We start from the raw sequence: 11163 nt of genomic DNA, 5'->3' as shown, positions 1-11163 counted from the left end.
GTGAGGTCTCTTTTTTTATGTCGAAATTTAGATAAATCTTTTGAAACTAATGAATTGAGGAGTAAATGTATTAAACTAAAAAATGATAAAACTTCTTCAATAATATACTGAAGAAGTTTTTAATATTATTTCAAATTAATAATGAATACAACATTTTATTTTCATTAATATAAATATTTGATGGATCAAATTCATCGACATTATGTTTTAATTGTTCTAAATCTTGATGATTATTTAACTGAATGCCAATAATAACAGTACCCGTATTTTGAGAAGCTTTTTTTAGATATTCAAATTTAGTAATATCATCTTGAGGACCTAAAACATCATTAACAAATTCTTTTAAAGCTCCTGGACGTTGAGGGAAATTTAAAATGAAATAATGTTTCATTTCTTCATATAAAAGTGAACGTTCTTCAATTTCTTTCATACGATTAATATCATTATTTCCACCACTGACTACGCATACTACAGTTTTTCTTATAATATTGTCTTTATAAAATTCAAGAGCTGATACACTTAATGCACCTGCTGGTTCTGCTACTATTGCTTGTTTAGAGTACATATCTAAAATTGTAGAACATACTGCGCCTTCATCAATTTGTAAGTAGTCGTTGACGTATTGTTTGACAATATTAAAGGTAATATCACCAACACGTGCTACTGAAGCGCCATCAACAAATTTATCTATATGTTCTAAAGTTACAACTTTATTTTGAACTACTACTGATTCATACATACTACTTGCTCCGGCAGGTTCGACGCCAATGATTTGTGTATGTGGACTATGTTCATGCATATATGTACTTACACCGGATATTAGACCTCCGCCTCCAATAGCTGCAAAGAGATAATCAAATTGAATCTTTTCTTTTTTTGCTTCTAATAAAATTTCTTTTGCTAATGTCCCTTGACCAGCGATAGTATAAACATTGTTGAATGGATCAATAAATGTCATATGATGCTCATCTGTATAAACTAAAGCTTCTTTTAAACAATCATCAAATGTATCGCCAGTTAGAACGATTTCTACATTTTCTGCACCGAAGAATTTAACTTGATTTACTTTTTGAAGAGGGGTTGTCACTGGCATAAAGATAACAGCTTTTAAATTTAATGCTTTAGCAGTATAAGCTACTCCTTGGGCATGATTACCAGCACTTGCGCAAGTAATACCTTTTGATTTAGCTTGTGTGTCTAATACTGAAATAGCGTTATAAGCACCACGCAATTTAAATGAGCGTACCCATTGCAAGTCTTCTCTTTTTAAATAAACATTACAATTATATTTTTGTGAAAGATAATGATCATATTGTAATGGTGTTTCTTTCACAACATCTTTTATACGTAAATAAGCTTCGTCTACATCAGTAGCTGTTACCGTTGTCTTTAAAACCATTTGTTATCATCCTTACATTGTTTTCTCATATTTCTCTATTAATTCTTCATATTTTAATGTAATAGCAATATCATCTAATCCATTTATAAGTTTATCTTTCCAAGTTTCATCTATATCAAAGTGGAAAGATTGATGATTTGCTGACACAGTTTGATTTGGTAAATCAACCGTTATATTATTTTGATCGGCTAGATATTTTCTAGATTGTTCATTTAAAACAATAGGTAACATTCCATTTTTTGTACAATTCATATAGAAGATATCGCTAAAACCACCAGCAATAATAATATTAAAGCCAAAATCTTTTAAAGCCCAAGCAGCATGTTCACGACTTGAACCACAACCAAAGTTGTCTCCAGTAATAAGAATTGAAGCACCTTTATATTTTGGTTTGTTTAGATTAAAATCCGGATTATCTGATCCATCAGGTAAATAACGCCATTCATCAAAAGCAAAGGGTCCAAAACCAGTTTTAGTAATTCGTTTAAGATGAACTTTTGGAATAATTTGATCTGTATCAATATTGTCGTTAAACAAAGGGACTACTTTACCTGTGTATTGGGTGATAGGTTGAATATCCATTACTTATACAACCACCTTTCTTACGTCAACGAATTTACCATTTATTGCTGCGGCTGCAGCCATAGCCGGAGAAACAAGATGTGTACGTGCACCTTTACCTTGTCGACCCTCAAAATTTCGATTACTTGTTGAGGCACAATGGACACCTTCTGGTACTTGGTCAGGATTCATTCCTAAGCACATGGAACATCCAGGTTCTCTCCATTCAAAGCCTGCTTCTTTAAATACTTTGTCTAACCCTAGAGATTCTGCTTCTTTTTTTACTGTACGTGAGCCAGGAACAACAATAGCAGTAATTTTAGGATGTACTTTTTTTCCTTTTACGATATGGCTTGCTTCTATCAAATCTGATAGGCGAGCATTAGTACATGAACCTAAAAAGACATAACCTAAATCGATATCTTCTGCTTTTTGACCAGGTTTTAGTCCCATATAGTTGTATGCACGTTCATCATTAATATTTTGAATTTCTGGGAATGGAGAACTAAAATTCACACCCATCTCTGGATTTGTGCCCCATGTCACTTGAGGTTCTAAATTGGTTACATCAAGTGTAATCACTTTGTCAAAATGAGCATCTTCATCTGAATATAGTTTCTGCCATTCTCCAATAGATTGATTAAAGTTCTGTGCATATGGTCGACCTTTGATGTATTCAAATGTAGTTTCATCCGGTTGAATAATACCGTATTTAGCTCCACCTTCAATTGCCATGTTACAAATTGTCATTCGACCCTCCATGGATAGTGATTGAATGGTTTCTCCAGTAAACTCAAGTGCATAGCCTGTTCCGAAATCTACACCATGTTGATTGATTAAATGTAAAATAATATCTTTAGCATACACACCTGGTTGTAATTTACCTGAAACTTCAATTTTAAGATTTTTAGGTTTTGTTTGCCATAATGTTTGAGTTGCAAAAACATGTTCTACTTCACTTGTTCCAATGCCAAAAGCAATAGCACCAAATGCCCCGTGAGTTGCTGTATGTGAATCACCACATACGATTGTCTTACCTGGTTGTGTTAATCCAGTTTCAGGACCTACCATATGAACGATACCTTGCTCATCTGAACCCATATCAAAAATATGTACACCAAAATCTTTGGCGTTTTTCTGTAAAGTCGTAATCTGTTTATTAGCAATTTCATCTCTAATATTAAATATATCGATTGTAGGAACATTATGATCAAGAGTTGCAAAGGTTAAATCTGGACGTCTAAGTTGTCTTTTTTGAAGTCTTAATCCTTCAAAAGCTTGAGGAGAGGTCACTTCATGTATAAGATGCAAATCTATGTATAAGAGTTGAGGTTCGCCTTCTTTACCAGTTAAGACATGTTTATTCCAAACTTTATCAAATAATGTTTGAGCCATTATTTATGTACCTCCCTTTATTGATAACTTTTTTTTAGTAACTCAAAGATGTCTGAAGTTTTATAGTGTCCTCCAAGATCTTTTGTTGTTTTACCAATTTTAATTAAATGATATACAGCATGTTCTAATTCTTCTGCTGCGACACTTTGATTTAAACTTTCTCTTAAACACATTGCTAGTGACAATACCATTCCAAATGGATTAGCAAGATTTTGATGAGCAATGTCAGGCGCTGAACCATGAATAGGTTCATAAAGTCTAGTACCGTGTTCACTAAAACTTGCCGAAGGTGATAAACCGAGTGAACCAGGTATTACTGAAGCTTCATCACTTAAAATATCACCAAAGAGATTTTCAGTAACAATGACGTCGAATTGTGAAGGATGAGTAATTAAATGCATACTACACGCATCAACGAGTAAATGATTTAATTCGATGTCCGGATAAGACTTGCTTACTTCAGTAACAGTTTTTCTCCAAAGTTTACTTGAAGCAAGGACATTCTCTTTATCTACAGAAGTTACTTTTTTACTACGAGTACGTGCTAATTCAAATGCAACTTTAGCAATACGTTCTATTTCAGCTTTAGTATAAGTGAGAGAATCTAATGCTTCAGAATGATTCATATGTCTAGGTTCACCAAAATAAATGCCACTCGTTAATTCACGAACTATAACTAAGTCTGTATGTTTAACACGCTCTTCTTTTAAAGGTGAAAATTGACTGGTACCTTCAGTCACTTTAGTAGGACGAATATTAGCAAATAAGCCTAACTTTTTACGTAACGCTAATAATCCTTGTTCTGGACGATTATTAGGATCTGTCCATTTTGGTCCTCCAACTGCTCCTAATAAAATCGCATCTGCTTCTTGACAGGCAGAGAGTGTTTCATTAGGAAGGGGAGTGCCATGTGTATCAATGGCGGCTCCTCCAAAATCATAACTTTTTAAATTATAGGTGAAATTGTATTTCTTACTTATTATTTCTAATAACTCTAAACTTCCATTTAAAATTTCAGGTCCGATGCCATCTCCGGGTAAAGCAACAATTTTATATGTCATTATTTATTACCTACTTTCTCTAAATCTTGGGCAATATATTTAGCATGAGCTTCTACATATGCTTTACAAGAAGCTTGAAGTATATCATGATCGATACCTATACCATTAACATGTTGATTTTCAATAACAAGCTCAACATGAACCTCAGCTTGTGCATCTGTACCTTCAGTAACTGAATCAATTCTATAATCGATGAGTTCACTATCCTTTTTAAAAATACGATCAACAGCATTGTAAATTGCAACAATTGATCCTGTACCAATGCTTGAATCTTGATAAATATGACCTTTTTTATCTTTAATGACAACAACAGCGCTTTGTAGACCATTTGAAACATATTGTAATTGCAAAGTTTCTACTTGATAAATTGCATTTTGTTCATGTTCAGAACCTTGAATAATCGCATGAATATCTCGGTCAGATACTGATTTTTTCTTATCTGCTACTGCTTTAAATTGTTTGAATAACTCGATTTGTTGTTTAGGTTCAATGTCATAACCTAACGTTTTAAGTTTTTCAGCAAAAGCATGTTTACCAGAAAGTTTGCCTAAAGGTAATTCGTTTTTGCTTATTCCAACAAGTTGAGGCGTCATGATTTCGTACGTTTCAGGATTTTTAAGAACACCATCTTGATGAATACCTGATTCATGACTGAAAGCATTTTGACCAACAATTGCTTTATTTCTTGGAACTCGAATGCCTGCATATCTAGAAATTAAATCTGAAGTCAATTTAGTTTGCTCTAATTTTAATTTTGTTTCAATACCATAATGATCTTTGCGAACGTATAGTGCTAATGCAATTTCTTCTAATGCAGTATTACCTGCACGTTCACCAATACCATTTACAGTACCTTCAATGCGTTTCGCGCCATTTTCAATTGCAGCTAAGCTATTTGCTACTGCCATACCCAAATCATCATGACAATGTGCACTATAAATAATTTCTTTTTCTGATTTAACATTTGTAATAAGAGATTTAAAAATGACACCATATTCACTTGGATAACTATATCCAACAGTATCTGGAATATTGATTATTGTAGCTCCTGCATCAACAGCTGTTTGAACAGATTTTATAAGGAATGCTTGATCTGTTCTTGATGCATCTTCTGGTGAGAATTGTACTACATCGAATAATGATTTAGCATAACTGACATGTTCCTTAATTGATTCTAAGACTTCTTCTTGAGTCATTTTTAGCTTATGCTCTAAATGAATAGGGGAAGTAGCAATAAATACATGAACACGTGGTTTAGCAGCACATTTTGTTGCTTCATATACAGCATCAATATCAGATTTTTTACATCTTGCTAATCCACACACTGCAGTGGTAGTTAATGCTTTAGAGATTGCTTCTACAGATTTAAAACTTCCAGTACTTGAAGCGGGGAAGCCTGCTTCAATAACATCGACTCCCCATTTTTCAAGTTGCTTAGCAATACTTAAACGTTCATCAAATGAAAAATTCACACCAGGTGTTTGCTCTCCATCTCTTAACGTTGTATCAAATATTTGAATATGGCTTTCCATTTTTAACATCTCCTTACATTTTATTTTTGAATGCTTTTAGATTTAATGAATGGCATCATTTTTCTTAGTTCACGACCCACTGCTTCAATTTCATGACCATGTTGTTGTTCACGTAATTCATAAAATTCTTTAAATCCATTTTCGTTATCTTTAACAAAGCGATTAGCGAAATTACCATTTTGAATATCTTTAAGTACTTCTTTCATATTATCTTTAACATCTGGAGTAATGACACGTGGACCAGATACGTAGTCACCAAATTCAGCAGTATTTGAAATTGAATAACGTACATTTTCCATACCGCCTTCATACATTAAATCAACGATCAGTTTCATTTCATGTAGTACTTCAAAATATGCTAATTCTTTTTGATATCCAGCTTCCACTAATGTCTCGAAACCACTTTGAATCAGTTTATGAATTCCCCCACAAAGTACAGCTTGTTCACCGAATAAGTCAGTTTCAGTTTCTTCTTTAAATGTTGTTTCAATAACACCAGCACGTGTAGCACCAATACCTTTTGCATAACTTAAAGCAATATCACGTGCATGACCTGTAGCATCTTGTTGAACGCCAAATAATGCTGGCACAGCTGAACCTTCAACAAATGTACGTCTTACTAGATGACCAGGACCTTTAGGTGCTACTAAGAAGACATCTACATCTTTAGGTGGTTCGATGACGTTAAAATGAATATTAAATCCATGTGCAAAAGCTAATGCATTACCAGCTTCTAAATTTGGAGCAATTTCATTTTTATATACATTACCTTGAATTTCATCAGGAAGTAATACCATAATAACGTCTGCTTGTTTAACTGCTTCAGCCACTGGATAAACATCTAATCCATCTTCTTTAGCTTTATTAAATGAATTACCTGGACGAATACCAACTCTTACGTCGTAACCGTTATCTTTAAGGTTTTGAGCATGTGCATGGCCTTGAGAACCGTAACCGATAATAGCGATTTTTTTACCTTGTAGTGCATCTTTTTCTACTGATTGATCATAATAAACTTTTGTCATAATACTTTCCTCCATTAGTTAAAAAATTTCAAAAATTGCGAATATTAAAAAGGTAATAATTAACTTTATGATGTTAGACATTAAATATGATAATTGATGTAAAATGCTAGCGCATCATCTAAGAATTAATCATTCACATCTTCAACATTAATAACACTGACTTGTTTTTTTAATTTAGTAATTAAAATTCGATATACATCTTCATCCTCAATATGAACTTTGATTGTCATATCAGATATGCCATCTTCACTAGCAGGTTTTACATATAATTCATTGATATTGTACTGTAATCTTACAAAAGCACTTGTGATTCGATTTAACGTACTGACTTGGTCAGCTACTTTTAATTTTAAAGTTCGGTTCATTCTAGGCCCTCCATTTCATGATTAGCTTTACCACTAGGAATCATAGGGTTTACAGGTTCCGCTGGAGAAATTCTTACTTCAATTAAAGCAGGACCTTCATAATTAAAAGCTTCATCTAATTGCGCTTTTAATTTATTAGGGTGATCGATTAAGAAGCTTTTAACACCGTAAGCTTCAGCCATTTTAATAAAATCTGGTTGATCATTGAAAACAGAATGTGAAAAACGTTGATTAAAGAATTTATCTTGCCATTGTTTTACCATTCCTAATGTACCGTTGTTAATTAAAACAATTTTTACATTTAGATGATATTCAGGTAATAACGCCATTTCTTGATTGGTCATTTGGAATCCACCATCACCTACAAAACAAATAACTGTTTTATCTGGAGCTGCGAGTTGTGCACCAATTGCTGAAGGAATACCGAATCCCATTGTTCCTAATCCACCACTTGTAACCCATTGACTATGATGTTTAAACGGATAAAATTGTGCTGACCACATTTGATGCTGACCTACATCTGTAGTGATGATGGCTTCACCATTTGTGATTTTACCAATATATTCAATCGCTTCTTGTGGACGACAAAATGTATCATTAGCTTCTTTGTATTTAAATGGATGTTTTGATTTATTATCTAAACAATGGTCTACCCATTCTTTGTATGTAGCATGACTTTGATGTTCAGTAACTAATGTTTCTAATACTTTTTTACAATCTGCAACAATACCGAGTGTTGTAGGAATCACTTTATTAATTTCTGATTCATCAATATCAATGTGTACCACTTTAGCATTTGGTGCGAATTCGTTAGGATTACTAGCCAAACGGTCATCAAATCGACTACCTAAATTAATGAGTAAGTCACATTCAGTGAGTGCCATGTTACTTGCATAAGAGCCATGCATACCGCCCATACCAAGGAAAAGGGGATTTTCATATGGAATAGCACCTAGACCTAATAAAGTTGTAACAACAGGAATTTGATGGTGAGTAACAAATTCGGTTAATAAATCATTTGATTTTGAGTGATTGATACCTGCTCCAGCTAAAACAACAGGTTGTTTTGCATGATTTAAATATTGAGAAAGTTGTTGAATATCTTCTTTATTTGGATTTTCAGTTACTTGATATGAAGGTAAATGAACTTCTTCTTCAAGTGGAGCAGAAGAAGTTAAAACGCCCATATCTTTTGGGAAATCAATAACTACAGGTCCTTTACGTCCAGTATTTGCTAAATAGAATGCCTCGTGAACAATTCTAGGAATATCATCTACATGTTTAACTTGGTAATTAGCTTTTGTAATTGGCGTCGTCATTGATAATAAATCAGCTTCTTGGAATGCATCTTTACCAATACCAGGGGTTGCCACTTGTCCGGTAAATACGACTAAGGGTAGAGAATCACAATAAGCATCAGTAATACCAGTGATAGCATTTGTAGCTCCAGGACCACTTGTTACGACGACGACACCTGGTTTGCCAGAAACACGTGCGTATCCTTCAGCGGCATGGGTAGCACCTTGTTCATGACGTGCCAGAATATGTTTAATTTTTTCATCATAAAATGTATCGTATAATGGTAAAACTGCACCACCTGGATATCCAAAAATGAAATCAACATCTTCGTGTACGAGTGCTTCTACTAATAAGTCAGAACCGCTTCGAGTTGTAAGTGTTTCAGTTTGTTTATTACTTTCCTTTGTTTTTGACATATTTATCGCTCCTTAAATTTAAATAAGATTTTCTGGGACTTGCATAATACCACCCGTATTTGCACTGGTTACTAAAGCAGTGTATCTTGCAAGATAACCTGTTTTTACTTTAGCTTTAAAAGGCTCAAGTTCTTCTTTACGTTTATACAATTCTTCTTGAGGCTGATTAACATCTAAAGTTCGATTTACTAAGTCAATAGTAATTTCATCACCATCTCTAATCAGACCAATAGGACCTCCTGAGGCTGCTTCTGGTGAAATATGACCTACAGCGATACCACGAGTAGCTCCAGAAAAACGTCCATCCGTAATTAAAGCAACATCTTTTCCTAAACCTCTTCCGACGATAGATGATGTAGGAGCTAACATTTCTGGCATACCCGGACCTCCTTTAGGTCCTTCATATCGAATGACCACTACGTGACCTTCACGAACTGTTTTATTATCAATTGCTTCTACAGCTGCATCATGTGAATCAAAGCAAATTGCTTTTCCTTTAAATACTTTGATTGAAGGATCAACACCACCAACTTTAATTACTGCACCTTTAGGAGCAATATTACCGAATAAGACGGACAATCCACCTTCTTTATCATATGGAGCATCTAAAGAATGAATAACATCGAAATTTTTAATCTCTTTACCTTGGTTATTTTCTCTTAATGTTTTACCAGTAACTGTGAGTCGATCTGGATGTAGGGTTCCTTCTTTTTTCATTAATTCATTAATGATTGCTGGACATCCGCCAGCTTCATGAACATCGTGCATAGAATAAGAAGAACTTGGTGCAATCTTAGATAAATAAGGCGTTTTTTTAGCAATTTCATTAATTCTTTCTAAGTCATATTCAATTCCAGCTTCATTAGCAATTGCTAATGTATGAAGTACAGTATTTGTTGAACCACCCATTGCCATATCTAAAGCAAATGCATCATCAATTGCTTCTTTCGTAACAATATCACGAGGTTTAATATCATTTTTTATATTTTCTACCAATTGGAATGCTGCTTGTCTAATCATTTTACGACGTTGATCGCTTACTGCTAAAGCTGTACCGTTGTAGGGAAGTGCTAATCCTAAGACTTCCATTAAACAGTTCATAGAATTTGCTGTGAACATTCCTGCACATGATCCACATGTTGGACAAGCATTTTGTTCCATATCTAAAAATTCTTCTTTAGTAATTGAACCTTCTTTAAAAGCTCCGACTGCTTCGAACATAGATGATAGAGTTAAAGCTTTTCCCTGAGCAGATAAACCAGCTTTCATTGGGCCACCTGAACAAAAGATAGCAGGGACATTTGTTCTAACAGCTGCTAATAACATGCCAGGTGTAATTTTGTCACAGTTAGGAATATAAAATACACCATCAAACCAATGAGCATTGATAACAGTTTCAGCCGCATCTGCAATAATTTCACGTGACGGTAAGGAATACCTCATACCAATATGTCCCATTGCTATTCCATCATCGACACCAATTGTATTAAATTCAAAAGGAATTGCACCTGCTTCACGAATCGCTTCTTTTGCAATATCAGCTAATTCTCTTAAATGAACATGTCCAGGAACGATATCGATATATGAATTACAAATTGCTACAAAAGGTTTATTCATGTCAGTAGGACTTTTAAGTGCTCCTGTCGCGTGTAATAGGCTTCTTGCTGGTGCTTGGTGATCACCTTTTTTTATCATGTCACTTCTCATTTATTCATTCCCCCATAAATTACTAATTATTAAAATAAAAAAACGCCCCAATAAAGTTGGGACGTTTTTAAGTCCCATTCAATGAGAAATAGGACTTAAACATTTAGTAAATTAAGCTACTAAAGTTCCAGCCCTGAAGAGTATAATAAAATAATTAAATTTTCTAGTGGTGACAGTGAATATGTAAATGATTGCATGGTATTATACTCCTTTCTTGAATGGATGATTATTTGAATAGTTAGAATTGTTTAAAAATTTGATAAATTTAATTTACACTAAACAGATATTAAAGTCAATACTCTTTTTAGAATTTTCTAACAATTTAGAAGAATGATTTATGTTTTATTAATGAGAAATTTTTAGTAAAGTTTGTTACAATTATTAAGTTAAATTTAGATGAAAT

At 33.7% G+C, this 11163-nt stretch carries 9 protein-coding genes; all 9 read right to left on the bottom strand.

Features of this window, described 5'->3' with window-relative positions:
- Window positions 1-130: 130 nt before the first annotated feature.
- The 9 genes from ilvA to ilvD all read right to left on the bottom strand — a co-directional run bounded on the left by ilvA (window position 131) and on the right by ilvD (window position 10760).
- Window positions 131-1399, bottom strand: a complete 1269-nt coding sequence (gene ilvA / locus HMPREF2578_RS01790; protein ID WP_017175296.1) for a threonine ammonia-lyase IlvA — start codon at window positions 1397-1399, stop codon at window positions 131-133.
- 12 nt (window positions 1400-1411) lie between these two features.
- Complete coding sequence (leuD, locus tag HMPREF2578_RS01785) at window positions 1412-1981, bottom strand: 3-isopropylmalate dehydratase small subunit (RefSeq protein ID WP_017175295.1); 570 nt, start codon at window positions 1979-1981, stop codon at window positions 1412-1414.
- Window positions 1982-1984: 3 nt separating this feature from the next.
- The gene (gene leuC / locus HMPREF2578_RS01780) at window positions 1985-3355 is read right to left on the bottom strand and encodes a 3-isopropylmalate dehydratase large subunit (protein WP_037541697.1); all 1371 of its coding nucleotides are present in this window, start codon (window positions 3353-3355) and stop codon (window positions 1985-1987) included.
- Between the two features lie 17 nt (window positions 3356-3372).
- Window positions 3373-4416 (bottom strand): 3-isopropylmalate dehydrogenase, encoded by a 1044-nt coding sequence (gene leuB, locus HMPREF2578_RS01775; RefSeq protein ID WP_017175293.1) that lies wholly within the window; start codon window positions 4414-4416, stop codon window positions 3373-3375.
- Entirely contained in the window at window positions 4416-5948 is a 1533-nt protein-coding gene (locus HMPREF2578_RS01770) for a 2-isopropylmalate synthase (protein ID WP_017175292.1), read from the bottom strand. Before HMPREF2578_RS01770 ends, leuB begins: the two co-directional genes overlap by 1 nt.
- Window positions 5949-5968: 20 nt before the next feature.
- Window positions 5969-6973 (bottom strand): ketol-acid reductoisomerase, encoded by a 1005-nt coding sequence (ilvC, locus tag HMPREF2578_RS01765; protein WP_002455079.1) that lies wholly within the window; start codon window positions 6971-6973, stop codon window positions 5969-5971.
- Window positions 6974-7098: 125 nt separating this feature from the next.
- Window positions 7099-7338 carry an ACT domain-containing protein gene (locus HMPREF2578_RS01760; protein ID WP_017175291.1) on the bottom strand — a complete coding sequence of 80 codons (240 nt, stop codon included), beginning with the start codon at window positions 7336-7338 and terminating at the stop codon, window positions 7099-7101.
- Window positions 7335-9053, bottom strand: a complete 1719-nt coding sequence (gene ilvB, locus HMPREF2578_RS01755; protein WP_017175290.1) for a biosynthetic-type acetolactate synthase large subunit — start codon at window positions 9051-9053, stop codon at window positions 7335-7337. Before ilvB ends, HMPREF2578_RS01760 begins: the two co-directional genes overlap by 4 nt.
- 18 nt (window positions 9054-9071) lie before the next feature.
- Window positions 9072-10760: a dihydroxy-acid dehydratase gene (ilvD, locus tag HMPREF2578_RS01750; protein ID WP_017175289.1), complete on the bottom strand. Its 1689-nt coding sequence runs from the start codon at window positions 10758-10760 to the stop codon at window positions 9072-9074.
- Window positions 10761-11163: the final 403 nt, after the last annotated feature.

Origin of the sequence: Staphylococcus sp. HMSC072H03 (assembly GCF_001809305.1) — a bacterium.
In the GTDB taxonomy this organism is placed as follows: domain Bacteria; phylum Bacillota; class Bacilli; order Staphylococcales; family Staphylococcaceae; genus Staphylococcus; species Staphylococcus hominis.
Note: the sequence above shows the minus strand (reverse complement) of the source record. Positions and strands in the feature narration are given on the sequence as shown.